At 65.4% G+C, this 24,280-nt stretch carries 19 protein-coding genes; 9 read left to right on the forward strand and 10 right to left on the reverse strand.

Going from position 1 to position 24,280, the window contains the following annotated elements:
* Nucleotides 1-2 precede the first annotated feature (2 nt).
* Nucleotides 3-458 (reverse strand): acyl-CoA thioesterase, encoded by a 456-nt coding sequence (locus tag DY468_RS01055; RefSeq protein WP_164601553.1) that lies wholly within the window; start codon nucleotides 456-458, stop codon nucleotides 3-5.
* A 160-nt stretch (nucleotides 459-618) separates the two neighbouring features.
* Here DY468_RS01055 and DY468_RS01060 point away from each other — a divergent pair, with 160 nt between their 5' ends.
* Nucleotides 619-1,647: an NAD(P)/FAD-dependent oxidoreductase gene (locus DY468_RS01060; protein ID WP_164601555.1), complete on the forward strand. Its 1,029-nt coding sequence runs from the start codon at nucleotides 619-621 to the stop codon at nucleotides 1,645-1,647.
* 116 nt (nucleotides 1,648-1,763) lie between these two features.
* Here the strand turns inward: DY468_RS01060 and DY468_RS01065 are convergent, their stop codons facing one another.
* Entirely contained in the window at nucleotides 1,764-2,813 is a 1,050-nt protein-coding gene (locus tag DY468_RS01065) for a glycosyltransferase family 2 protein (RefSeq protein ID WP_164601556.1), read from the reverse strand.
* 134 nt (nucleotides 2,814-2,947) lie between these two features.
* Here DY468_RS01065 and DY468_RS01070 point away from each other — a divergent pair, with 134 nt between their 5' ends.
* The 3 genes from DY468_RS01070 to DY468_RS01080 all read left to right on the forward strand — a co-directional run bounded on the left by DY468_RS01070 (nucleotide 2,948) and on the right by DY468_RS01080 (nucleotide 6,319).
* Nucleotides 2,948-4,285 carry a glycosyltransferase family 4 protein gene (locus DY468_RS01070; RefSeq protein ID WP_246700837.1) on the forward strand — a complete coding sequence of 446 codons (1,338 nt, stop codon included), beginning with the start codon at nucleotides 2,948-2,950 and terminating at the stop codon, nucleotides 4,283-4,285.
* Nucleotides 4,286-4,457: 172 nt separating this feature from the next.
* Nucleotides 4,458-5,564, forward strand: coding sequence for an O-antigen ligase family protein (locus DY468_RS01075; RefSeq protein WP_349644224.1), 1,107 nt, complete (start codon nucleotides 4,458-4,460; stop codon nucleotides 5,562-5,564).
* Nucleotides 5,565-5,653: 89 nt separating this feature from the next.
* On the forward strand, nucleotides 5,654-6,319 hold the full coding sequence (locus tag DY468_RS01080; RefSeq protein WP_164601559.1) for a DUF2147 domain-containing protein: 666 nt from the start codon (nucleotides 5,654-5,656) through the stop codon (nucleotides 6,317-6,319).
* 148 nt (nucleotides 6,320-6,467) lie between these two features.
* On the opposite strand, the gene DY468_RS01085 is transcribed toward DY468_RS01080, so the two are convergent.
* The 3 genes from DY468_RS01085 to DY468_RS01095 form a co-directional block, all read right to left on the reverse strand.
* Nucleotides 6,468-8,501 (reverse strand): TonB-dependent receptor, encoded by a 2,034-nt coding sequence (locus DY468_RS01085; RefSeq protein WP_205511763.1) that lies wholly within the window; start codon nucleotides 8,499-8,501, stop codon nucleotides 6,468-6,470.
* 533 nt (nucleotides 8,502-9,034) lie between these two features.
* Nucleotides 9,035-11,134: an SGNH/GDSL hydrolase family protein gene (locus DY468_RS01090; RefSeq protein ID WP_164601563.1), complete on the reverse strand. Its 2,100-nt coding sequence runs from the start codon at nucleotides 11,132-11,134 to the stop codon at nucleotides 9,035-9,037.
* 91 nt (nucleotides 11,135-11,225) lie between these two features.
* A complete protein-coding gene (locus tag DY468_RS01095) occupies nucleotides 11,226-12,320 on the reverse strand; it encodes a putative bifunctional lysylphosphatidylglycerol flippase/synthetase (protein WP_164601564.1) in 1,095 nt (364 codons plus the stop codon).
* A gap of 410 nt (nucleotides 12,321-12,730) precedes the next feature.
* Between DY468_RS01095 and DY468_RS01100 the strand changes: the two genes are divergently transcribed.
* Nucleotides 12,731-13,237: a YciE/YciF ferroxidase family protein gene (locus DY468_RS01100; RefSeq protein WP_164601566.1), complete on the forward strand. Its 507-nt coding sequence runs from the start codon at nucleotides 12,731-12,733 to the stop codon at nucleotides 13,235-13,237.
* Between the two features lie 101 nt (nucleotides 13,238-13,338).
* Here DY468_RS01100 and DY468_RS01105 read toward each other — a convergent pair whose 3' ends face one another.
* Nucleotides 13,339-13,779, reverse strand: a complete 441-nt coding sequence (locus DY468_RS01105) for a hypothetical protein (protein WP_164601568.1) — start codon at nucleotides 13,777-13,779, stop codon at nucleotides 13,339-13,341.
* A 149-nt stretch (nucleotides 13,780-13,928) separates the two neighbouring features.
* On the opposite strand from DY468_RS01105, the gene DY468_RS01110 reads away from it, so the two are divergent.
* Nucleotides 13,929-14,525 carry a hypothetical protein gene (locus tag DY468_RS01110; RefSeq protein WP_164601570.1) on the forward strand — a complete coding sequence of 199 codons (597 nt, stop codon included), beginning with the start codon at nucleotides 13,929-13,931 and terminating at the stop codon, nucleotides 14,523-14,525.
* Nucleotides 14,526-14,552: 27 nt separating this feature from the next.
* Here the strand turns inward: DY468_RS01110 and DY468_RS01115 are convergent, their stop codons facing one another.
* The gene (locus tag DY468_RS01115; RefSeq protein WP_164601572.1) at nucleotides 14,553-14,984 is read right to left on the reverse strand and encodes a universal stress protein; all 432 of its coding nucleotides are present in this window, start codon (nucleotides 14,982-14,984) and stop codon (nucleotides 14,553-14,555) included.
* Between the two features lie 43 nt (nucleotides 14,985-15,027).
* A complete protein-coding gene (locus DY468_RS01120; RefSeq protein WP_164601574.1) occupies nucleotides 15,028-15,564 on the reverse strand; it encodes a SixA phosphatase family protein in 537 nt (178 codons plus the stop codon).
* Nucleotides 15,565-15,707: 143 nt separating this feature from the next.
* Here DY468_RS01120 and DY468_RS01125 point away from each other — a divergent pair, with 143 nt between their 5' ends.
* From DY468_RS01125 to DY468_RS01135, 3 genes are all read left to right on the forward strand, one after another.
* Entirely contained in the window at nucleotides 15,708-17,147 is a 1,440-nt protein-coding gene (locus DY468_RS01125) for an NAD(P)/FAD-dependent oxidoreductase (RefSeq protein WP_164601576.1), read from the forward strand.
* Nucleotides 17,148-17,275: 128 nt separating this feature from the next.
* A complete protein-coding gene (msrB, locus tag DY468_RS01130; protein ID WP_164601578.1) occupies nucleotides 17,276-17,773 on the forward strand; it encodes a peptide-methionine (R)-S-oxide reductase MsrB in 498 nt (165 codons plus the stop codon).
* A gap of 153 nt (nucleotides 17,774-17,926) precedes the next feature.
* Entirely contained in the window at nucleotides 17,927-19,420 is a 1,494-nt protein-coding gene (locus DY468_RS01135) for a glycosyltransferase family 39 protein (protein ID WP_164601580.1), read from the forward strand.
* Between the two features lie 36 nt (nucleotides 19,421-19,456).
* Here the strand turns inward: DY468_RS01135 and DY468_RS01140 are convergent, their stop codons facing one another.
* On the reverse strand, nucleotides 19,457-19,729 hold the full coding sequence (locus DY468_RS01140; protein ID WP_164601582.1) for a hypothetical protein: 273 nt from the start codon (nucleotides 19,727-19,729) through the stop codon (nucleotides 19,457-19,459).
* A 186-nt stretch (nucleotides 19,730-19,915) separates the two neighbouring features.
* A complete protein-coding gene (locus DY468_RS01145; protein ID WP_246700838.1) occupies nucleotides 19,916-24,166 on the reverse strand; it encodes an ATP-binding protein in 4,251 nt (1,416 codons plus the stop codon).
* Nucleotides 24,167-24,280: the final 114 nt, after the last annotated feature.

The raw sequence follows: 24,280 nt of genomic DNA on the forward strand, positions 1-24,280 counted from the left end.
GATCAATCGTGCTCGACGCCGCGGCGCCACCATGGCGCCAGATTGGCAATGATCTGTTCGGTCAGCGGTGCAGGCTTGCGGCTAGTCTCGTCGACCAGCACGGTGACGGCGCGTGCCGAAGCGACGCAGACCCCCTCCGAGAACACGACCTGATCGAAATGCGTCGAGGTACGCCCCAGTTTGACCAGGCCGAGCCCAAGCTCGATCTTGCCCGGCCAGTGCAGTTCGCTGCGGAAGTGAATGTCGAGCCGTACCAGAACCCAGGACAGTCCGGGCGGGATTAGTCCGTTGTTCGGGTCCTTCATCAACGTGACCCGGCCGGTCTCGAAATAACTGGCGTAAACCGCGTTGTTGACGTGGTTATTTGGATCGAGATCAGCGAAGCGGACGTTGTCCGCCAGACGGAACGGGAAGTCGGCGAGCTGCGGCAGCGCGTGGTCACGGGATCGTGCGGTCAAGGGCCATTCTCCGGGCTTTTTAGAACCATTGAACGCAAATCTTGCGCTAGAACAAGATACCAATGGCCTTTTATGGCTTTTCTCCCCTGCCTGCCTTGGTTAGACAGGCCGCGACCGGACGGTCCGCGTCCGACCATCTTCAACCCATAAAGAAGCAAAGATGACCGAAACGATCAAAACCGACGTGCTGATTGTTGGCGCCGGTCCGTGCGGACTATTCGCCGTATTCGAACTGGGTCTGTTGGACGTCAAAGCGCATCTCGTCGACATTCTCGACAAGGTCGGCGGCCAGTGCGCCGAGCTCTATCCGGAGAAGCCGATCTACGACATTCCCGGCGTGCCGATGATCACCGGCCACGGCCTCACCGAAGCGTTGATGGAGCAGATCAAGCCGTTCAATCCGACCTTCCATCTCAGCGAGATGGTCGAGAACGTCGAAAAGATCGGCGATCCCGGCTTCCGTGTCACCACCAATGCCGGCACCGTGTTCGAATGCACCGTTCTGGTCGTGGCGGCCGGCGGCGGCTCGTTCCTGCCGAAGCGTCCGCCGGTGCCCGGCGTCGAAGCCTACGAGGGCAAGTCGGTGCACTACGCGGTGCGCAAGATGGAAGACTTCCGCGGCAAGGACATCCTGATCGTCGGCGGCGGCGACTCTGCGCTCGACTGGACCCTGAACCTCAACCCGATCGCCAAGAGCATGACGCTGGTACATCGCCGCGACGACTTCCGCGGCGCGCCGCATTCGGTCGAGCAGATGCGCCAGCTCGTCGCCAGCGGCAAGCTCGATCTCAAGATCGGCCAGATCACCGAGCTGCAGGGCGACAACGGCCAGCTCACCGGCGCCACCGTGAAGCTGAACGACAATTCGACCGCGCAGATCAAGTGCGATGCGATGCTGCCGTTCTTCGGCCTGACCATGAAGCTCGGCCCGGTTGCCAATTGGGGCCTGGATCTGGAGAACAACCTGATCCCAGTCGATACCGGCACGTTCGAAACCAACGTCCCCGGCATCTTCGCGATCGGCGACATCAACACCTATCCGGGCAAGTTGAAGCTGATCCTCTCGGGCTTCCACGAAGGGGCGCTGATGGCGCAGAAGGCCGTCAAGTACGTCTACCCGGACAAGCGCGTCGTGTTCCAGTACACGACGTCGTCGACCAATCTGCAAAAGAAGCTCGGCGTGAACTAATCGCACCGGTCAATTACGGCACGTATTCGAAGGGCGCGCCTGCAGGTGCGCCCTTTGTCGTTGGGATTGCTCCGCTTGCGATCGCAAGGTGGATAGTTCAACTCCGCAGTGGAGTGCTATTTGTCGCCGAGCAGCAGCTTTGCCGCCTTCACCGGCCCGAGTCGAAGCAGAAGCCTCCACAGCGTCGTGTGCGGGACGGGAAGGCCGCCACGGCGCAGCAAGTTCAGCACCGCGGCCTGGGCGAATTTTCGTTCGCCGGCGGTGAGGGTTCGGAGCTGCGAGGTGATGGCGTCGAGGTCGACCGCCGAGGCGGGGATAGTGGCGGCAACGGTCGGGTCGGCCAGTTCGAGCATCCGGAACAGTCGCGAGCTGTCGCGTTCGAACGGTCCGGGCGCGGGATCGTGCCAGTCCGGCGGCGCCGACAGCGCGGTGGATGGGTCCGGCCTGCCGGCCTGCCGTGCGGCGGCGGCGAGTTTGGCGAGGCGGGCCGAGTAGATCTGGCGTAGCTGCCGGGTGCGGGTGACACTGCCGCCGTGCTCGCGATAGCAGATCAGTAATTCCGGCAGAATGGCGACCTCACCGATATCGGCGAGCCGCAGCCAGAAGTCGTAGTCTTCGCCAGCCTCGAATGCGGCGTGATAGCCGCCGACCCGGCGTGCGGCCTCGGCGCGGAACATCACGGTCGGATGAATGAACGGGCTCTTCTTCATCAGCGTGGAGCGCAGCGCTTGCGGGCTCGGGCGCATGTCGCGGCCCTTCTGCCGCCCGTTCTCGTCGATGATCGTGGCCCAGCCGCCGAGCAGCACCACGTCGGGGTGGCGCTGCATGTAATCGACTTGCTGCGCCAACCGGTCGGGCAGGGCGATGTCGTCGGCATCGAGCCGGGCGATCAGCGCGGCGCGGGCCGTCGCCAATCCTCGGTTGAGGCCGGCGACGAGGCCGTCTCGCGGCTGCCGCAATACGATGACGCGCGGATCGGTCGCCGCGACCTGCGCCAGGATCGCCGGCGTCGCGTCGGTGGAGCCGTCGTCGATGACCAGGAGTTCGAAGCCGGCAAATGTCTGATCCCGAACGCTGCGGATCGCCTCGGCGACCCAGCGTTCGCCGTCACGGACCGGCATGATCACCGAGACTTTGGGCTGCTCCGCCGGCACGCCATTCCTCATTTTGCTCCGCCCAAGCAAGGGCGGCGGAGGAACTTAGACTGCGGGAGAGGAGGCAATGCAAGCGGCGGCATTGACGCTGTAAAGCCGAAACCGCTAGACCCGCCGGTCAGCGGCCGTCAGGCCGGACACCGAAGATGGACAGCACCTTGGACCAGCCCGCCGACCGAAACGATCAGCCTTGGCTGTGGATGGACGTCTCGACCAGCGCGCGGGCGCGCTCCGGCCAGATGAACGGCACGCTCCGGGTCGAACAGAGTTACATTCGGGCCCTGTCGGCCGAAATGGCGCCAGAATTGCGGTTTTGCCGCTACGACCCATTGCGGAGCGAATACGTCGCGGTCGCGTCTCCGCCCGACCTGAGCGGCAAGCCGGTCGCCGGCAAGCCGAAATCCAAACCGGCCGGCGGGATCGCCGCCGTGCTGAAACCGATTGGGAAATCGGTCGAGCGCACGGTCAAAACCGCGGTTCGCGGTGCCACCGCATCGCTGTTGCGCAAGACCAGCCAAGCCGAGCCACTGCCAAAGCTTGGCGGGGAAGGTCTCGGCGAAGTGCTGTTTCTTGCCGGCGAAAACTGGTCGCGGGTCGATTTCGCAGCCGTTGCCCGGATGCGCCGCGAGCGCGGCACCAAGGTTGCGGCTTTGTGCCAGGACTTCATCCCGGCGGTTGCGCCGCAGTTCTTCGCCGGCGGCGATTTCGTTGCCAAGTTCGACGCCTATGCGCAGTTCCTGATCAAGGAAACTGACCTCGTCGTGTCGATTTCGGAGGCGACCAAGCGCGATATTCTCGGCTATGCCCAGCGCCACGGCGGGATGCGCGGCGACGTCGAGGTTGTTCATCTCGGCGCCGATATTCCGGCGCCGCAGACGGCACGGCGACCCGAGGCATTGACTGATGCGCAGGCCGCGCGCTTCGTGATCAGCGTATCGACCATTCAGTCGCGCAAGAATTTCGATCTGCTGTACCACCTTTGGCACCGGCTCACCGAGCAGAACACGCCGAACCTGCCGACGCTGGTGATCGTCGGTCAGCCCGGATTCGGGAGTGCCGACCTGCTGTGGCAGATCGGGAATGATCCGGTCACGGCGCATTCGATCGTTCATCTGCCGCGGGCAGGTGACGACGAGCTGGCATGGTTGTATCAGCACTGCTTGTTCACGTTGTACCCCTCGTTTTACGAGGGCTGGGGTCTGCCAGTGTCCGAAAGCCTCGCCTTCGGTAAGTATTGTCTCGCCTCGGACGCCTCGTCGCTCCCCGAAGCAGGGGCCGGACTCGCCCGGCACCTCGACCCCCTCGATTTCGCCGCCTGGCGTCAAGCCGTCCTTGACCTGATTGCGGCGCCCGAGCAACTTGCCCGCCACGAAGCCGCGATCCGCGACGGCTATCGCTCCGTTACCTGGACGCAATCAGCGACGCGGCTCGCCAGCGTGCTGCGCGGTCTGGCCGCGACGGGGTCCTCTGCACACCCCAGATAGAGGTTTCATGGTGTCTGTTACCGCCCATTCGTCGCCGCCGACTTCGGTGTTCGACCGGAGTCGTGCGTGGCTGTTGGCCGTCAAAGCGCCGGAGCGGCTGTTCGTGCAGGTGCTGTGCCTGATGTATGTGATGCACAACATCTGGCTGTCGCGGACCATCCTTTGGTTCTTGGTGCTGCCGACGCTGCTGATCACCGCGCTGCCGCTGCGCAGCCTCGCGCCGATCGTCAAGTCAGGGGTCTTCCTCGCGACGGCCGCTTTCCTGACCGTTATCATCGCTACGTCGCTGCTCGGCGACGGCGTGCCGGCCGCGCTGCTCTGGAAAAACATCCGCTACGTCGCGGCGGTTCTGGCTTTCGTCGTCATCGTGGCTCATCTGGCCAGCCGCGACGGCGACTTTCTTCGCTTGTTGTTTCTTTGGCTCGCGCCGGTCGCCGCACTCGCGGCAATCCGCGATGTCGGCTCGTTCAGCCACTGGTCGGTCTCTGAGATGCTGACGGTGCGATTGCAGGGGACCAAGGGACTGAGCCTGTACTACAATTCCAACGTCGTCGGCCTGATCTACGCGATGCCGTGCGTCGGCGCGGTGGCGATCATGGCGACGCGCCGGCTGCGCTCCTGGCAATTCATGTTGCTGTTTGTGTCTGCGCTGGTGCTTCTGGCCGCCGTGCTGCTCTCGGGCAGCCGGGGATCCTTGATGGCGGCGCTTGCCGGAATTGGTGTTGCGGTGCTGCTCGCGGCGAATTGGCGGATCTCTGCGGCGATCGCGGGGCTCGTTGCGATCGCGGCTGTCGCGACGTTGCTGACGCCGCTTGCGGGTGAATTGGTTCAGCGGAAGGACAGTCTCCGGTTCGAGCTGTGGCCGGTGTATCTGCACATGGTGACGCTGAAGCCGTGGTTCGGCTATGGCCTTGCCTTCGATCCCCGGGTCACCCTGCCGAACGGCATCGAGGTGATGAACGGCCACAATATCTTTATGTGTGCGGCCATTCGCGGCGGCGTGTTTGCGGCACTGGCGCTCGCAGTCGTGGCGCTCACCGCGTTGGCGAGCGGCTGGCGCGCGTTCCGCCGAACCGGGGAAGTGACGGCGCTGGCGCTGCTCGCGGCTGCTCTGGCAGCGAGCTCCGTCGATTATGAGATCATCCCGAGCGACCTCAGCTATCTCTATATTCTGCTCTGGTTGCCGGTGGCTGTCTGTCTCGGCACCGCGCTCGCTCCCGCGAAGCGAGTTCCCGCCGCACGCCCTGCTACCTCTTCGGCGGACATCGCCGCGTCATAAAATAGATCCCGATCCGCCGCGCTCTGCTCACTGGATTGCCGGATCGATCCGCCATATTGTCGTCTCATCGCGGTGTTTCAGGTGTTGCCATGATCACACATCGACCGACTACACATCGACCGATCCGATTAGTCGCGCGGGCCGCTTTTGCGGCTTTCGCGCTGTTGCTATCCGCGGCCGCCCCGTCGGTTGCCGCGGAACCCACCGCCGCAGGCCTTTGGCAGCGCACCGACAACGGCAAGCCCGGCGGCAAGCCGGTCGTCTGGGTGCTGATGCTCGATCGCGGCAACAACGTGTACGAGGGGGTCGTCGCCAAGAGCTTTCCGCAAGCCGGGCAACCCAACCTGACGACTTGCGACGAGTGTGAGGACGACCGCAAGAACCAGCCGATCCTGGGCATTTCGCTGATCCGCGACATGAAGCGGAAGGGCCGTGTCTACGAGAACGGCAACATCCTCGATCCGCGCAACGGCGACGTGTGGAAGGCGATGCTCACGGTCAGCCCCGATGGACAGACCCTGACGTTGCGCGGCTATCTGATGACGCCCGCGCTCGGCCAGGATGAGGACTGGTTCCGGCTGCCCGACAGCGCTGTCTCTCAACTCGATCCGGAGATCGTTGCTAAGTTCATGCCCGAACAAGCTGCGACCCAGGCGGCGCAGGCCGGCAAGCCGGTCGCTGCTCCCGGGACGGCCGGAAAGGCGAAGGCGCCGCCGCCGGCCCACAAGGGCGGCGCAATGGCCCCGGCAAGGTAAACGCCATCGTCTCCCAAATGGATTGAACGGTTACTGGAGCCCTGCTTCCCCATCAGTCGGAAGCGGGGCTTTTCATTGTCGGGTCGGTGCGGCTTCGGCACGCGAGATGCCGCCTCGGTACGACGTGGTCCGACGATTGCCACCACGGTCAGAAGTCCACCGTCATTGACAACCACAGCGTGCGCGGCATGCCGAGGATGAGATAACCGGATGGGTTTGCGGTCCAGTAGTGCTTGTCGGCGATGTTGGTCACGCTGGCCCGGAACGTCGTTGGTCGGCCGCCCAGCTTGGTGAAATAGCGGGCTCCGATGTCGAACGTCGTCCAACTCGGCACATCCTGCAGATTGTCGCCGCTGACATAGGCCTTGCTGGTGTACACCGCGCGGGCCGTGGCGGTGAGGCCGGGCACGAACGGCGTGTCCCACTCGACGCCGAGATTGCTCTGCAGATCGGGCGCCGCAATGGCGTGGTTGCCGTCGTTGAGATGGCCCGCGGTCTGGGTGAGCCGTGCATCGAGCCATGTCACGCCTCCGAGAATACGCACGCCGGTCGCGACCTCGCCGAAGGTCGTCAGCTCGATGCCACGGTTGCGCTGCTCGCCGTCGAGGCCGAAGTTTTTGCTGACCGGATCGAGCACGCCGTTCGGCTGACTGATCTGGAACGCCGCCAGGGTGGCGCCGAACCGGCCGAAATCGAGCTTGGTGCCGACCTCGTACTGCTTGCTTTTGAACGGCGCGAATACCTGATTGGGGTTGGCGGCGCCGGACGGCGGGGTCGGGCCGGGCGACAGCCCCTCAATGTAGCTGGCATACAGCGACAGATACTGCAGCGGCCGCACCACCAGCGCGACTGACGGCGACGTCGCGCTCTGATCGTAGGCCGCCGTGGAGACGCCGGTGATCGCGGCGTAGCTGTCCGATATCACCTGCTGCTGGCGGACGCCGACGGTGAGCTGAACGGCGCCGTTCAGAACCGACAGCGTGTCAGCCACCCCGGCGCTGCGCAGTTCGAGCTTGCTGGCTTTGCCTTCAGGAAAATACCCCACTGGCACACCGGGGCCGGTCAGCATGGTCGGGGCGTAGATGTTGGTGAGGTAGTTGCCGTAGCGGGTTTGTCCAAGCCAGTTGGTCTGGGTCAGCGCGGAGCCGCTGACGACGACTTCATGGTCGATCGGTCCGGTGGTGAAGCGCGACCTTACGCCGGCTTCGCCGGAGACCGAGTCGGTCTTGCCTGTTTGAAACGTCGAGGTCGACTGCGCGGCCCCGGCCGAATTGAGAATCGTCGGGCCCGGCGACTCGCGCTTGTCGAAGCCGAACAGATTGCCGCCGATCGCGCCAAACACTGTGACGTCGGGCGTCAGATCGTATTCGGCGCGGGTCAGGCCGGTGATGCTCCGCGAGCGCGAGTAGTCGAACGGCTGGGACAGGTTGATCCGCGGATTGGGCGCCGCCGGCACGACGATGCCCGGCACCGGACCGTAGCCGCGCGTGCCGGATTTCAGCCAATCGTCCTGATAGAGCAGGTCGGCCGACCACCTGAACCGTTCGCTGCGATAGTCGACGCCGAGGGAGCCGGCTCCGTCGCGGATCGACTGCCCGTCGATCGCCGGCCAGCCGCCTTCAAACGCGCCGTTGACGCGCACGCCCCACTGTTTCTGATCGCCGTAACGGCGCGAGACGTCGAGGTTGTTGGTGAATCGGGCGTCTGACATGTAGCCGGCCGTGTAGCGGGTCAGCGGATCGTCGCCGGCGCGCTTGGTCACGACGTTGACGTTGCCGCCGATGGAGCCGCGCGGCGACATCCCGTACAGGAAAGAGGCGGGACCCTTCAGCAGCTCGATGCCCGCGATCGGCGCCGGGTTGATGCGATAATTTGGCACGAGGCCATACAGCCCATTCAGCGCGAAATCGCTGTTATCGACGCGAAAGCCGCGGATCGTCAGCGCGTCGTAGCGGTTGCCGGCGCCGATCGCGGCGCGCACCGACGGGGCGCTGTTGGTCAGCACTTCGGCGACGCTGGTGGCCTGCTGATCGCGGATCGTCTGGTCGGTGTAGCTGGTCAGGCTGAACGGCGTCGCCATGTAGTCTTTGTTACCGAGCAGGCCGAGATGGCCGCCGCGCGCGACTTGGCCGCCGGCGTAGCTTGGCGGCGAAGCCGCCCGCTGCGCGCCGAGCGATAGCACCGGAGCTGCGGCGAGATCGTTGCGTGTGGTCCGTCGGCTGTGCGCGGCCGGTTGTGCCGGCGCGGCCGGCTTCCTTTGTGTTCGGGCGACCGTCCTGCGCCGAGGTGCATCGACGACGACCGACGGCAGCGCCTGAGCATCGGACGATGCACGGTCGGCGGAGACGGCGGGGCGCGGCGCTGCGGGATTGCTTGGACCTGGTTGTTGAGCCTGCGCGACATGCGCGGTGAGCAGGATCGATACGCAAGCCAGCGGTAGCGCTGCCGTGCGTTGCGAATTCAGGTCGTTCAGCATGCCGTCCCCAAGGTTTCTTCGTGCTTGACTGCGTCGGGATCGATCAGAAGCAATCGATCCCGACGGCCGCGCACGTTAGGGATGACGGTATTCAGTTCCTAATAGAGCCGTTCCAGTTGAGACTGGTTCTCGCGTTAAACGCTGTGGTTGTGTTTGGTGATCAGCGTGCGGCGAACTGGAGCAACGGCATTCTGCGCGTATTGCGAAGTGATGCCGTCGCACCGGGAGCGTGCGGTGACTCAGTTCTCGGTGGGCGCTGGCGCTTGCGGCGGCGGCAGCGGCAGGCTCTCGACGTCGGGGCCGCCGGGCTGCAGTGACAAGACCGATTCCACTGCCGGCAACGCGGCGTCCGCCATGGCGGCGTGGCCTTCGGCGGTGGGATGGATCGCTCCGCCGTACACCGCCGACACCACGCCCCAGGTGGCGTCGTGGATATCGGCCGGCTGAATCGCAGCGGCCAAACCTTGCGGATAGGTCATCGCCGCAAAGTAACTGTCGTTGGCGTCACGGATCCAGCGCGCGCGCGGCAGATAGGCACGGTAGTTGCTCGCCCCGGCGCCGCAGGTCATCGGCGAGCTTCCGGCGGTGACGATGTCGGGATTGAAGCTCTTGCCGCTCTGCGAGAAGCAGACGCGATCGAATTCGGGGTCGGTCGCGGCGCGGGCGCAGAATCCGTGCTCGGCGAACGCCCGCTGATGAGAATCGACGAAGGTCATGCGGTCGGACGACGGATCGCGGCACAGCACCCCGTTGGCGCATTGCGCCAGATCTTTCAGCCGCGGCAGGAATTCGTTGTCGACGAACGAACTCACCGCGCCGAGCCGGGTCGGATCGGCATTGAACGAGGGATGGATGTCGAACCCGGCCGGACCGCCAGGGCAGGGCGTGCCGCGGTTCGCCAGCGCCGGATTGGCATAGGCGACATAGACCACCCGCGACAGATCCTCGACCATCGGCTTCAGCGCCTCGCGCAGCCGGGCGAAATCCCGCGGCAGGGTGCGGGCCAGCGCGCTGCGGGATTCGTCGACTGAGCCGATCACGCCGGATCGCCGGAACAGCGCGCGCTCGGTCGGGGAGTCGACGATGACGTCGGCGACCAGACCGGAGAAATTGATGTCGTTGGCGCCGATCGACAGCAGCACCAGATCGAGATTGCGGTTCGGCTGGCGGCGATGCGCGGCCGTGAGCGCGGCGCGCAATTCGCCGAGCTGACCGTCGACACTGCCGGGGCAGGTTGTTCCGGATTTGGTGCGGAAACACTCCCGTGCCCGCTGCGAGCCGAACAGGCCGTCGCTGATGGTCGCGCCGGTGCAGGCCAGCGGCAGGTAAGTGACGGCGATGTGCGGATGTCGGACCGCGAGCGCCAGCGCGGTGCGGGTCTGGTAGCTGTAGAGCGAGCGGTGGCAGGCGGCATTGAACCAGGTCGCCGAATAGCGCTGCCAGTTCGCCAGCGTGTCGGGCGCCTCGCAGGCGCGGCCTCCCTTGAAGCCGGCGCGGCTCGGTCGGTAGAACTGGCCGGTGCCGCTGCCGAGGTAGGATTTGAAGCAGAAGCCTTCATCCGACAGCGCGATGGCGCGGTCCGGGTTGCCTTCGCCCGAGCCGATCGAATCGCCGAGGCCGGCGATGAAGAAATCGCGGACCTGGATTGGGGCGGTGACCCGCAGCGGCGCGTCGGCGCCGCTGGTGACGTCGACGGTGGCGATCGTCGGCTTGCCGTAGCGGGCGCGGAAATTGATCGGCTCGGCGCAATCCTGAGTGGCGTTGCGCGGACCGTCGCCGTCGTCGAACGTCCACGCGCAGATCGCGCCGACCGGGATCGCGCCCGTCAGCCGTACCGTCACCGGATGCTCGGTCGGCGTCAGATAGCTCTCCTTGATGCCGTCGCGGGTGCAGGGTTCGTTGACCCGGCCGGCGAGGTCGATGCACAGCCGATTGACGACGTTGCGAGCCCAGCCGCGGCCCTCGCTTTGCCGTCCGAGAGTCTCCTCCGAGGCCAGCACGGTCAGCCCGTTGAGCGCGTCGACCTGCTCGCGGAAATCGCGTTCTTCCCGGAACAGCCTGAAGCGGTTGCGCACCTCCCAACTGATCTGCATCGAGCCGTCGGTGACCGGCACCGCCGCAACCGGTGGGGCCGCTGCCGGCGTCGCCGCGGGAGCCGGCGCTGCCACCGGTGGCGCAGCGGCAGGTGCCGCTGCTGCGGGCGGCGCAGCGGCGGGGGCGGTCTGGTCGGGAGTGCTCGAGCCGCCGAACAGCGAGAATTGAGCAAAAGCGGAGGGCGACCAAGCGCCTGCCGCGCCGGTCAGCAGCAACAACAACGCCAAAGAGCGGAAACGGGACATGTCACCACGCGGCCAACAAGGATCGCGGCCATTGACGCTGCGGTTGAGGCTAAAATATGGGGCCGGCCGCAGCGACGGAGGAATCTCTCGATCAGAGCTTGGGGGTACGGTGCAGCGGCTGTGCGACCGGTGCCCGGACCGGCGCGGCGGCGGGCGTGGGCCCGGCCGCAGTGGCCGGATGGCCGTCGCAGCCGCTGCGGCGTTCCCGCCACGGTTTGATCACGCTCAGCCAGATCTCGCGAATGCCCATGATCGAAATTGCCACTCCGAACGGCAGCAGGAAGTACAGCACGCGGTAGATCAGCAGCGTCGCGATCACGTCCTCGCGGGCGAACATCGGCAGCGCCACCAGCATCGCGGCGTCGAACACGCCGAGGCTGCCCGGCGCATGGCTGGCGAAGCCGAGCAGGGTGGCGAGAATGAACACCACCGCCAGCGAGACATAGTCGATATACGGCTCCGACGGCATCAGCAGGTACATCGCCAGCGCGCAGAAGCCGAGATCGACCACGCCGATCAGCACCTGGACCAGTGTCAGCTTGGCCGACGGCAGCACCACCTTCCAGCCGTTCTGGCCAAGCTCGCGGCGCTTCTTGCCGGTCGCCAGCCAGACGAAATAGGCGGCGATGCCGACCAGACAGGCGACCCCGATCAGCCGGTTGATCTGGTCGGGCAGCAGGTCCATCGCGCTCGCGGCCGCCGGATGCCAGATCATGCCGATCCCGAGCACGAACAGGTTACCGAGCCAGAAGGTCAGACCGGAGATGAAGCAGATCTTGGCGACATCGATCGCCGACAGGCCGTAGTCCGAATAGATCCGGAACCGGATCGCACCGCCGGTAAACACCGTGGCACCGAGATTGTGGCCTATCACGTAGGAGGTAAACGCCGACATCGCGGCGATGCGATAAGGGACGTGCAGCTTGCCGATCGTGCGCAGCGCGAAGAAATCGTAGAACGTCAGGGTGCAGAACGCACCGACCACGCACAGCGCCGCGAGCCCGATCTGGGCCGGGCTCTTGTCGGTCAGCGCGGTCAAAATGACGTTGTGATCGACCCCTTTGAGGGTGCGGACCAGCGACGAAATCGCGAAGCCGATAATCAGGATGCTGGCGACGATACCGACGCGTTTCCAGCCGATATACGTCTTGAAGCCACGCCCCAGCGCGCTCAGCAGTCGATGCATTCGTCCTCCCGGCGGGGCGGCAACGCGACGGACGCCGCCTGCAGCACGACCCTGCTACCAGCGTCCGACTTACTCATCCACGCAATTCCTTAGGGCATAAAGGGCCCGTCGTGCAATCCGCCGTACTGTCGCGTGCGGATCGCGCATCCATGGGACGGGCGGCGGTCGGCGCCTTTGACGTGGCACAAACGAGCCGTCCGGCGGCTGCATGGCCGTTCCCTGTCTGGGGCACCCATGCTCGCCGAGCCTGCTGCATATAGGGCCCGCGCGCGCCCGGCGCCATCGCGACATGATCGCCCAAGGAACCGCGGAACGGCGATCGCTGCCGCTGGTTAACGACCCGAACGCCGTGGAAGGGCGTCGGGCGGATCGCCTTCCAGCTCTCTCCGGCCAACCAGAGAGGAACCGAAATGGGACTTTTCACCAAGGACATCAAGACGATGGACGACCTGTTCGTGCATCAATTGCAGGACATCTACTACGCCGAGAAGCAGCTGTTGAAGGCAATCCCGAAGATGGCCGACAAGGCCACCGATCCGATGTTGAAGCAGGGGTTCCTGAGCCATCTGGACGAAACCAAGGGCCATATCAGGCGGCTGGAGCAGGTGTTCGAGATGCACGGCGTTCGGCCCAAGGCGGTCGAATGTCCGGCGATCGACGGCATCATCGAGGAGGCGGACGAGACCGCCGGTGAGGTCGATGACAAGAAGGTTCTCGACGCCGCATTGATCAATGCAGCTCAGGCGGTGGAGCACTACGAAATCGTGCGCTACGGCAGCCTGGTATCATGGGCGAAGCTGCTCGGCCGTAACGATTGCGCTGCGGTGCTGCAGAAGACGCTCGACGAAGAAAAAGCGACGGACAGAAAGCTCAATACGCTCGCCGAAAGCCAGATCAACCTGCGCGCGGCCGTCTGAGTTGGTTGCGACAATCTTGTGACGTCATGATGAGGCCAAAGGCCGCGCGATGATCGGCGCGGCCTTTGGTGTTTTCAACAGCTTGCGTACCCGGGGCGCGATCACACTTTGCGCAAAGCGAAATAAGCGCCGCAGAACGCCATCGCGGCGCCCAATAACAGCGTAGCCAAACCCGCGATGACGCCCGCGGCGGTCGGCACAGCGGAGGGCGCAGAGGCGGCTTGGCCGGCAGCGGCCAGCACCAGGACCAGCACGGCGATCAGAAACTGCCGCAGCCGGGGTGGAATCTGTCCGGCCACCGCATGGTTCATCAGCCTCGCGGTGAAGTAACCGCCGGCGAATCCGGCGGTCGCGACCAGCCACCACGCCAGCGCTGCACTCGCCGGCATGAAGCTGCCGGCATCGTTCCGCCACAGCCCGCCGAGATCGAGCCCGATGCGCTGGCCGAGCATATGCAGCGCCAGCGCCAGCAACAGGCCGGACATCAGGGCGCCGCCCAGGATCAGGTGGCGAGGATAGGGAACGGCTTTGGTGTCGGGCATGGCGGGGTCCGTGCGAGGCTTGGATTGTAGAAAACCGCGTTGCCGCCCACAAGCTGCACGGGCGAGCCGGTCGTGCGCGGGCTGAACGCCGCATTGCGCCGCCGCTCCGGCTCCGGCAATGACGTCGGAGGGCAGGAGGTGCTTTGGCTGTGAGGTCACGATCCGATTCAGACCAGCAAGGCGATGCAGGCGCGGCTTACGCCTACAAGGCCTCGCTGATCGGTGCAGCGCAGCAATTCGAACTCGGCGACGACGGCTTGATCTGGCGGATCGGGCCGAAGGCCGGGGTGTGGCCTTATGCGACCGTCGCCAAAGTGCGGTTGAGCTACCGGCCGGTGTCGATGCAGTCGCGCCGCTACCGTGCCGATATCGAAGATGTCACCGGCGGACGGCTGCGAATCCTGTCGACCACCTGGCAAACCGTTGCCCTGATGGCGCCGCAAGACCAGGCATACCGGGAGTTCGTGCTCGACCTGCACCGCCGGATGCGCGATGCAGGCAGCCGTGCCGAGCTGATCGGCGGTCTGCCGCCGGCAGTTCACACCGCTGCGTTGGGGCTGATCGCGTTGGTTGCTGTGGCGCTGACCGGGCTGCTGGCCCGCGCGGTAGCCGTCGGATCGTGGTCGGGCGCGTTGTTCCTTGCCGGCTTCGCGCTGCTGTTCGGCTGGCAGGTCGGCGGCTTCATCCGCCGCAATCGCCCGCGTCGTTACACCTTCGACGACGTGCCGCGGGATCTGCTGCCGTAAAGCGGTTCTGTATCGCTCGGCGTCGGGCTATGTGCCCTCCCGCACCACCAGCACCGAGCAGGGTGCGTAGCGGACGACGTGGCCGGCATTGGAGCCGAGGAAGTAGCTGCGCATCGCCGGCCGGTGCGAGCTCATCACGATCAGGTCGGCGCTGATCGCCGCGACCTCTTCGAGAATTTCGTGATAGATGCCGCCCTGGCGAACGCTGGTCGACAGCCGCTGCGAGGGGACGCCTGAATTGCGCGCGATCTCGGCCAGCGCTGCCTCGGCCGACTGCCGTTGCTGATCGTCGAAATCCGCCGGAACGTATTCGGCCAACATCACCGGGGTGATCGCCGAGACGTGCAGGAGACGTACTCTGCCGTTGTAGCTGTCCGCCAACTTCGCCGCCGTTGCGATCGCCGGCTGCGCCAATGCGGTTTCGACCAGATCGATTGGCACGAGGATGGACTTGAACATCGCCGTTACCTCCTGATCGCCGGAACGGAGCGATCGTCTTCGGTCAGCTCGCCTCGCGCAACACTTTCGGATTGACGAAGTGTTGCAGTTTACCGGTGCCGAACGATGCATCGGCCCAGTCGGCGATCGGAAAATCGATCACAGCCACGGCGGCGGTCGGCATGCTGCCGGAAATCTGTCGGCGTTGCGCCTCGTTGCAGGTGCAGGTGCAGGTGAGCGCCAGCGCCAGCTCGTGCAGCCCGGGATTGTGCCCGATCAGCATCAAGCGGTTGATGCCGGCCGAGACCTCGTGGATGGCCTGCAGCAATTGAGAGGAACTCGCGCTGTACAATTCCGGCAGATACTCGACCTGCGGCGTACTGCTCGCCGGGAACAGTTCGGACAGCACGTCCCAGGTCTGGCGGGTCCGGGTGGCGGTCGAGATCAGCACCTGGTCGGGGACCAGATGTTCGGCCGCGAGCCAAGCGGCGATCTCGGCGGCGTCGCTGCGTCCGCGGTCTTCCAGACGGCGATCGTGATCCTTGCCGCTCGGCGCATCCCTCTCGGTTTTGGCGTGTCGCAGCAAAATCAGACGGCGCATGAGTTGTTTCCAGCGGGTGGAGCTTGCGGATTAATCGAGACCGGCGGCGAGGACAAGGTGACAACCGCCTGCGCTGTCCGTATTGAACGCGTATCTCGCAAAAACGTAACCCCTGCTTGCGGATGCGCTCTTTAGGAAACGGCATGGATTCGCTCCCGACAAGTGCGACCAATGGACTGGGCTTCGCCGCCGACACCGCCACGGAACCGCACGCGCGCCTGAACTTCGACCTCGACGTCGATCTGTGCGTGATCGGCGCCGGGCTGGCCGGGCTGTCGGTGGCGTTGGAAGCCGCGCGGGCCGGCCTCAGCGTCGCCGTGCTGGAAAGCGGGCGGATCGGCTGGGGGGCTTCGGGGCACAATCTCGGCACGGTGATGCCTGGCTACGGTGTGCCGATCGCCGATCTGATCGATCGCGTCGGGCTCGACCACGCCAGCGCGTTGTGGGCGCTGACGCGCGAGGGCATGGAGATCGTCCGCGCCCGCGCCGCCGACGAGGCGATGCCGGACCTTGCGCTGTCTGACGGCGCGCTGGAAGTCTCCAATGTCGATATCGGCGACCGATTGGTTGAGCGTCTGCAGACGCTCGGCGTCGATTTCGGCTCCGAAGTCGAAGGTTGGGCCACCGACAAGGTTCGCGATGTGCTCCGGACCAACCGCTATTTCCACGGCATCTACTATCCGACGGCGTTCCAGATCGACGGTCGCGGTTACTTGCACGGGGTGGAGCGGCTGGCGCGGCGGGCAGGGGCTCGGATTTTCGAAGAGACCCCCGTCGTCGAGATCGACTTTTCCGGCATCCGCAAGCGGATCTTCACGCCGAGCGCTCGTCTGCGAGCCTCCGACATCGTGCTGGCCGGCAGCGTACATTTGGGGGCGCCGTCGCGACGCATTGCGGAGACCTTGCTGCCGGTGTGGCGCGCCGCAGTGCTGACGGCGCCACTCGGAGGCCGGCTGGCCGATGCGGTCGGCTTTGCCGGCTCGATCACCGACACGGGCGGGGTCGATCACTACCGCATCGTTGGCGGCGACCGGCTGTTGTGGGCGAGCGGCGAAACCACCTTTGAAGTTGCCCCGCAGCGGCTGGAGAGGATTGTGCGGCGCCGGATCCGGACCGTGTTTCCTCAGCTCGATGAGGTTGCGATCGATCGCAGCTTCAGCGCTGCGGTCGGCGTCACGGTCCATGGCATGCCGCAGATCGGCGAATTACGGCCAGGCCTGTGGGTTGCCAGCGGATTCGGCCGGAATGGGCTCGCCACCACGGCGATCGCCGCCCGGCTGATCGTCCGCGGCCTGACCCATGCCGATGAGCGCGTCAGGCTGTTTGCGCCGTTCGACCTGGTGTGGGCTGGAGGCAGAATCGGCCGCATCGTCGGACAAGGCGTGTATCTGGCTGCGCGGGAGGGTGCGCTGGCCGCCGGTACGTTGGCGCGATATCGGGAACGAACGATTGCCCGCTCGCGGATCAAAAGCGAACAGGCCGAAATCAAGCGCGAGGAGCGCCGGACCCGTCTCGAACAGCTGCGTGCCGCGGAGCGCTCGAGCGCTGCGGCGCGTCGCCCCGTTCCGCCACCCTCCGAATAGCCGGACATCCTCGCTCGCAACAATGTGAGCGGGCCGCACTGCCGCCGGTGTAACCTGAGGTGCTGCGGCTGCGTAACTGACGGAAGTGCCGCCGGGGCGCCCGCGCCCGTCACGCAGGGAACACCATCATGATCGACCGCCGCATGCTGCTCGCTTCCGCCACCCTCGCTGCCGTGTTCGGCTTCCGCTGGCTGCGGCCGGATGCCGCCAGAGCGGCCGAAAAGTTCGAGATCGAGAAGACGCCGGAGGAGTGGCGCAAGCAGCTGACGCCGATGCAGTACCATATCCTGCGCGAGGAGGGCACCGAGCGGCCGTTCTCCAGCCCGCTGCTCAAGGAGCATCGCAAGGGCACTTTCGCCTGCGCCGGTTGCGACCTGCCGCTGTTCTCGTCCGATACCAAGTTCGATAGTGGCACCGGCTGGCCGAGCTTCTGGCAGCCGCTGCCGAACGCGGTCGGCGAACGTACCGATAGCACCCTCGGCATGACACGCACTGAAGTGCATTGTCGCCGCTGCGGCGGCCATCTCGGCCATGTGTTCGACGACGGCCCCAAGCCGACGGGGTTACGCTACTGCATGGACGGCTACGCGCTGACCTTCCATCCGGCGACACCGAACGCGAGCTGACGCGCTGGTTGTGACAATTGCGTGAAAGACTTGTTTCCGCGTCTCAAACACTGCGGCTGACGTGGGGAAGTCGGCCGCCTCAGTTGACAAGCTGAGCGCCGCCCCCGCATATCCCGAGCACATTAACTTTCAGAAATGTGGCGGCCGGCCCTGATGCAACCTGTGGTGTCGCAGCCGGGGGGCTCCCGTAGCCTGCTGGCCATTCTCGCGGTGGCGATCGTTCTGCCGGTGGTTCTCGCGGCGATTGTATTTCCGACGCCGCTCTACGACACCCGCGAACTGGTCGCCTGGGGGCGCCACTTCCCGCTGATCACACCGGTCCATCCGCCGATGATGGTGTGGGCCGGCGGTTTGGTCGACCGCCTGTTCGGGCCATCCGGCACCGCCATCGTCGCCGCCAATCAGGTGCTGATGGTGATCGGATTCGCGTATCTCTACGCGATCCTGCGGCTCCTGGTCGAACGGGCGATGGCGACCTATCTGGTCGTGCTCGCCGGCACCTCGTTCTATGCGGTGTTCGCGCCGCTATCCTGGGCGCTCAACGCCGACATCCTCCAGCTCACCTCGTGGCCGGCGGTGATCTATCACTTCCTGCGTGCGCGGCAGGACAACCGCTGGCTGGACTGGATCCTGCTCGGCGTGTGGGCGGCGATCGCCGCGCTCACCAAATACAACGCGGCGGTGCTGTTTCTGGCGATGGCGATCGGTGTCGTCGCGTTGCCGTCGTTTCGTCGCTGTCTGGCGCGTCCTGGGCTGTACCTGGCGATGCTGATCGCCACGGTGCTGCTGCTGCCGCACGTCGTTGCCGCGCTGAAATTCGGCAGCACTATCGCCTATGGCGAGCGCCACTTCACCGGCTTCGGTTCGATCGGCGATACCGCCCGCCGTATTGGGCTGCTTATTGCCGGCTATCTGCCGATGCTGCTGCCGGGCGCGGTGATCGTCGCGGTGTCTAGTCTGCGGCGGATGATCGTGGTGCGCGTGCCTCGGTTCGCCGAGGGCAGCGACGAGTTGAAGTTCCTGGTGATCGTCAACATCGCGATGATGCTGACTCTGCTCGGCATGATCGTGGTGCTCGGTCTGGAATACATCGCTCGCTACGGCGCGCCGTTCTCGCTGCTGGCGGTGCCGGCTCTGGCGCCGCTGCTGCGCTGGAACGAGGCGCGGCGCGAGACTTGCGAGCGGCAGACCGGCTGGACGCTGGCGGGGCTGTACGGCGTGCTCTCGGCTGCTGTGATGATCGCTTATCTCGGCCCCGCTTCGCACAGCGGGTTGCAGGAGCCGACCGCGGATGCGGCACGTCTGATCATGAACGATTGGCGCAGCCAGTATGCGTGCGGTCCGGGCTATTTCCTCGGCGACCGTCAGACCGTGTACGGCATCGGCATCGCCGCGGGGCCGGAGGGCGACTCGATCACCGTCCACTTCATTCCGGCGACCCGCTGGTTCGATCCGCGCAAGCTGGAAGACAAGGGCGCGGTGCTGGTCTACACGCTGCCGCAGGTGCCGGCGCATTTCCATGCTGCCTATCCCGCCATGGCAATGTCGGACGAAAAGCGCATCGACGTGCCGGTGCTGCGTACTCACAACGGCAAGACCAAAGAGTATTTCTACCGCTTCGTCGCGCCCAAAGCCTGCGGCAAGTAGCGGTCGGGATTCAGCTCGGAAGAATCGGCCGCTGGCTCAACCTGCCAGCGCACGCCATTTTTCTGCGGCGTCGATCGCGGCGGGACGGAGGCTGTCAGCGGGCAGGCCGCGATGCAGGGCCTTGGCGTATTCGCAGATTGCCATGAAGGTCGACGAACGGGCCTCGTCGATAGCGCAGGAATGCACGTTTCCGGCGCCGTGGATGTAGCTGATCAGTCGCTTCAGCGACGACACAGCCGAATCCGGTTCGGCCGTTTCGGTCTGGTGCAGGCAGGACAATACCTGCTGGGCGATCTCGATCTCGGTCATGGTACGCTCTTGGCAACGTTCGCGGACAAACATGCTCGGGCCGGAATGAGGCCTCGATGCCACGCTTGAATGTCCGGAGAAATGATCTGGCTCAATGCGATAGCGCAGGCCCGGCGGGCTGGCGATCACATTGGCGCGAACGATGCTTCTCCCAGTCTGTAGCGGTTCCGGGAGACGGAACAGACGTCAGGCCCGTTCCGCCATCGCCTTGCGCAGGACTTTCGACAGATCTTCGACCGAATAGGGCTTGTGCAGCAGGTCGAACCCATGGTCCTCGTCGGCGAGCATATGGGCGTAGCCGGAATTCAGCACCACCGGCAGTTCCGGCAGACGCTTCTTGATTTCGCGCCCCAACGTCACGCCATCCATCCCCGGCATCGCCACGTCGCTGAGTACCAGGTCGAAGCGTTCGGCGTCCTCGCCGAGTAACGCCAGCGCCTGCTCGCCGGAGGAGGCCAGTACGGTCTGGTAGCCGAGGTCGTGCAGCAACTGGGTGGAGAATTCGCCGACCTCGGCGTTGTCCTCGACCACCAGGATGCAGCCGCGCTCCCGGGCGTCGACCGCATTGATGCCGTTTCCCTGACGGAGCGGGATCGGCTTGTCGCTCCGCGGCAGCCGCAGCGTGATCGTGGTGCCGCGGCCGATCGCGCTGTCGACATTGATGCTGCCGCCGGACTGCTGAACGAAGCCGTAGACCTGCGACAATCCGAGGCCGGTGCCGCGACCGATATCTTTGGTGGTGAAGAACGGCTCGAAAATCCGCTCGATCTGCTCGCGTGGAATACCGCAGCCGGTATCGGCGATCGAGACCTCGACGAAGCCATGGTGGCCTGCGGCGGCTTCGTGCTGTGTCGCGGCGGAGTGCGCCACCGAAATTGTGAGGGTGCCGTGGCCATCCATCGCGTCGCGGGCATTGGCGACGAGATTGACCAGCGCCGCATCGAACTGATTGGTATCGGCTTCGACCGGGAGCGGTCGTTCGGCGATGTCGAGACGAAACACCGCGCGCGAGCCCAGCGCAGTCTTCAGCATGTCGGAGACGTGCTCGAGATGAGCGGCGGCGTCGAACACTTCGCGGTTCTGGGCGTGACGGCGCGCAAAGGTGAGAAGTTGGCCGGTGAGCTTGGCAGCGCGATCGGCGGTGTCGGAGATCGCATCGACGTAGCGGCGGATCCGCTCGGGAGGAAGCTCGCGTCTGCGGAGCAGATCCGCGGAGGAGCGGATTACTGTGAGCATGTTGTTGAAGTCGTGAGCGACGCCGCCGGTGAGCTGCCCGATCGCCTCCATCTTCTGCGCCTGCCGGAATGCCTCCTCGGCTTTGCGCCGCTCGGTGATGTCGACCGCTTCGGGGACGATCGCGATCACGTTGCCTTTTGCGTCCTGAACCGGGCGCAATTGGAGGTCGAACCAACGCCAGCCGCTCGCCGACAGGTTGACCTGGAGCTCGCGGCGCACGGTTTCGCCCGCCGCAACCGCGGCGATGTCGCTGCGGATCATGTCCGGCAGTCCCGGCGTTCTGCCGATCCACGGTGTGTCCCAGAGCGGCTTGCCGACCACGTCCTCGAGCTCGGCGCCGATGCCGGCCAGTGCGGTGCGATTGGCGTCCAGCACCTTGCCATCGACATCGAGGAGCGCCTGATAGGTGTAGCTCGCGGCGAATATGGTCCGCAGCCGCGCTTCCTTCTTCTGCAGCTCTGCGGTTCGCTCGGCGACCTGCTCTTCAAGCTGCTCGTTGATGTCACGAAGCGTCGCCTCGGCTTTCTTCTTCTCGGTGATATCGCGGAAGTATACCGAGATGCTGTTGCCGTTGGTCGGGGAGACCTGCAACTCGAACCAGCGCTGGCTCGGCGGATGATAGCTCTCGAATTCGCACGCGACCCGCTCGATCATGGCGCGCTGATAGGCCCGCTCGATGTCGGTGCCGAGCATCGTCGGGTAGACGTCCCAATACACCTTGCCGATCAGGTCGCTTGCCGTTCTCCGAATCAGCCGTTCGGCGGCGGCGTTGACGTAAGTGAAGCGGTACTCCCCATCGAGCGCGATGAAGCCGTCGCTGATCGAGGCCAGAATGCTTTCGGCCTGTTTCCTGGCCGCCTGCGCCTCCTGCCTCAGCGTGTATTCGGTGCGCAGTGCCGTTCGCCGGATCGCCGCGGTGTCGAGATTGGCGCGGACGCGAGTCAGCAGTTCGCGGGCGCTGAACGGTTTGCTGAGATAATCGTCGGCACCTGCCTCCAGTCCCTCGAGCCGAGCTTCTTCGCCGGCGCGGGCGGACAGGAAGATCACCGGGAGGTCGGCGAGCGCAGGGTCGCCGCGTAGCGCTTTGAGCAAACCGAGACCGTCGAGCTGCGGCATCATCACGTCGCTGAGCACCAGATCCGGCCGGCGTTTCTTCGCTGCTTCGAGGGCCGCAGCGCCGTCTCCGACCGCTTCGACCTCGTAGGCATCGCCGAGCAGCCGGGCGACGTAGTGGCGCATGTCTTGATTGTCGTCGGCCAGCAAGATGTGTGGCCGACCGGTCGGAGGCGCGGTGACGAGCCCGAGATCCTGCGCACCCGACGCCGTTGGCCGGCCGCCGTCGCCGTTGTCGTCGAGCCAGCCGATCGCCTCGTCGAGATAGGCCTGGGCCCGGACATTGGTCGAGACCTGCAGCGCGCCATGCCGCGGTCGCTCGGCGGGGAGGTGGGTCGAGCCGAACGGCAGCGTCACGCGGAAGCTCGACCCGCGGCCCACTTCGCTCTCGACGCTGATCGAACCGCCGTGCAGCTTGATCAGCTCCTGGACCAGCGCGAGCCCGATGCCGCTGCCTTCGATCGAACGGCCGCGCGCGCCTTCAACACGTCTGAACCGTTCGAACAGATGTGGGATTTCGGTCGCCGGAATGCCGGTGCCGGTGTCGCTGACTTCGATCACCGCATGAGTGCGGTCCGGATCGGTATCGACGCGGACCGCGATCTCGCCCTCGAAGGTGAACTTGAACGCGTTGGACAGCAGGTTGAGGACGATCTTCTCCCACATGTCGCGGTCGACATAGACCGGTTGCGGCAGCGGCGGCGCATCGATCACGAAGCGCAATCCGGCGCGGTCGAGCGCGGAACGGAAGTTCGACGCCAGTTCGGCTGTGAACGACGACAGCTCGACCGGGGTGAAATGCGCGGTGACGCGGCCGGCTTCGATGCGGGCGAAATCGAGCAGCGTGTTGACCAGTTTCAGGAGCCGCAGGCCGTTGCGATGGGCGATTGCCAGCAAGGACTGCTGTTCCTCCGGGAGGCCGTCGCGGCCCAGCGCTTCTTCGAGCGGGCTCAGCATCAGCGTCAGCGGCGTGCGGAATTCATGGCTGACATTGGAGAAGAACGCGGTTTTGGCGCGGTCGATCTCGGCGAGCGCTTCGGCGCGGCGGCGTTCCTCCTGATAGGCGTTGGCGTGGGTGATCGCCGCCGCGATCTGGCCGGCGACCAGCGCGAGGAAATCCTGATAGGCGGTGTCGTACAGTCGGAACGGGTTGAGCCCGGTGATTAAGAAGCCTGAGCGGCCGGTATCGCCGCTCGCCGGGATCGGCAGCACCACCGCCCTGGTCGGCGGCTGGCGCCAGCCGCCGCTCGGAAACGCGGCGCCGAACCGCGCTTCGAGATCCTCGACCAGGACCGCCGCATCTTGTCGGGAGGCTTCGGCGACGGGCCAAGGCTCGGCGGTGTCTGAGAGCGACAATGTCGGCCTCACGGCCGGGTGAGCCCCATCGAACCCCGCCGAAGCGGCGAGCTCGGCGATGTCGCCGTTCGCGCCGGTCAGATAGATCAGCGCGAATGGCAGGTCGCGGGAGTCGGTAGCGAGTGCCGCCGCACTGCGTTCGCAAACCTGACCTATGCTCCGCGACTCCGCGGCGCTCGAGGCGAGATCGCGCAGCAGCGACAATTGCCGTTCGGTGATGACGCGCTGGGTGTCGTCGGTGTTGGCGCAGAAGATGCCGCCCGGCGAGCCGTCGTCGGTCGGAATCGGGCTGTAGGAGAAGGTGTAGTAGGTCTCTTCCGGAAATCCGTTGCGCTCCATGATCAGGAGCTGGGCCTCGACGTAAGTGCCCTCGTTGCCGCGGGTGGCCTTGGCGAGCAGCGGTCCGATGTCGTCCCAGATCTCCGACCAGACCTCTGAGATCGGGCGGCCGAGTGCCCACGGGTGCTTGCCGCCGACGATCGATTTGTACGGGTCGTTGTACAGATAAGTCAGCTCTTCGCCCCACCCGATCCAGATCGGCTGTTGCGACGTCAGCATGATGCGGACTGCCGTCTTGAGCGCCTGCGGCCAGCTCGCGGGCGGTCCGATCGGGGTCGACGCCCAATCGTGCTCTCTCATCAGCGAGGCGAGTTCGCCGCGCCCGAGGAAAAGACTGTCTGTTCCGGCTTCGCCGAGACGCGGTCGCCCACCCGGCAGGTCTTCAGCAGCCAAGCGATCCCCCGATCAACCCCCGTGCTGTCCGATCGCAAACGCGCCTGCCTGAATTTGGTTCCGCCGCACCCAGGACAGGGGCGCGTTTCGGGCGCTCGCCCCGGCAATTGTTGC

Origin of the sequence: Rhodopseudomonas sp. BR0M22 (assembly GCF_010907035.1) — a bacterium.
GTDB lineage: Bacteria > Pseudomonadota > Alphaproteobacteria > Rhizobiales > Xanthobacteraceae > Rhodopseudomonas.

Excerpts from the sequence above, each read along its gene's own strand:
- DY468_RS01060 (WP_164601555.1), top strand. The coding sequence starts at position 619 with ATGACCGAAACGATCAAAACCGACGTGCTGATTGTTGGCGCCGGTCCG.
- DY468_RS01065 (WP_164601556.1), bottom strand. The coding sequence starts at position 2,813 with ATGAGGAATGGCGTGCCGGCGGAGCAGCCCAAAGTCTCGGTGATCATG.
- DY468_RS01070 (WP_246700837.1), top strand. The coding sequence starts at position 2,948 with ATGGACAGCACCTTGGACCAGCCCGCCGACCGAAACGATCAGCCTTGG.
- DY468_RS01080 (WP_164601559.1), top strand. The coding sequence starts at position 5,654 with ATGATCACACATCGACCGACTACACATCGACCGATCCGATTAGTCGCG.
- DY468_RS01090 (WP_164601563.1), bottom strand. The coding sequence starts at position 11,134 with ATGTCCCGTTTCCGCTCTTTGGCGTTGTTGTTGCTGCTGACCGGCGCG.
- DY468_RS01095 (WP_164601564.1), bottom strand. The coding sequence starts at position 12,320 with ATGCATCGACTGCTGAGCGCGCTGGGGCGTGGCTTCAAGACGTATATC.
- DY468_RS01100 (WP_164601566.1), top strand. The coding sequence starts at position 12,731 with ATGGGACTTTTCACCAAGGACATCAAGACGATGGACGACCTGTTCGTG.
- DY468_RS01105 (WP_164601568.1), bottom strand. The coding sequence starts at position 13,779 with ATGCCCGACACCAAAGCCGTTCCCTATCCTCGCCACCTGATCCTGGGC.
- DY468_RS01115 (WP_164601572.1), bottom strand. The coding sequence starts at position 14,984 with ATGTTCAAGTCCATCCTCGTGCCAATCGATCTGGTCGAAACCGCATTG.
- DY468_RS01120 (WP_164601574.1), bottom strand. The coding sequence starts at position 15,564 with ATGCGCCGTCTGATTTTGCTGCGACACGCCAAAACCGAGAGGGATGCG.
- DY468_RS01125 (WP_164601576.1), top strand. The coding sequence starts at position 15,708 with ATGGATTCGCTCCCGACAAGTGCGACCAATGGACTGGGCTTCGCCGCC.
- msrB (WP_164601578.1), top strand. The coding sequence starts at position 17,276 with ATGATCGACCGCCGCATGCTGCTCGCTTCCGCCACCCTCGCTGCCGTG.
- DY468_RS01135 (WP_164601580.1), top strand. The coding sequence starts at position 17,927 with ATGCAACCTGTGGTGTCGCAGCCGGGGGGCTCCCGTAGCCTGCTGGCC.
- DY468_RS01140 (WP_164601582.1), bottom strand. The coding sequence starts at position 19,729 with ATGACCGAGATCGAGATCGCCCAGCAGGTATTGTCCTGCCTGCACCAG.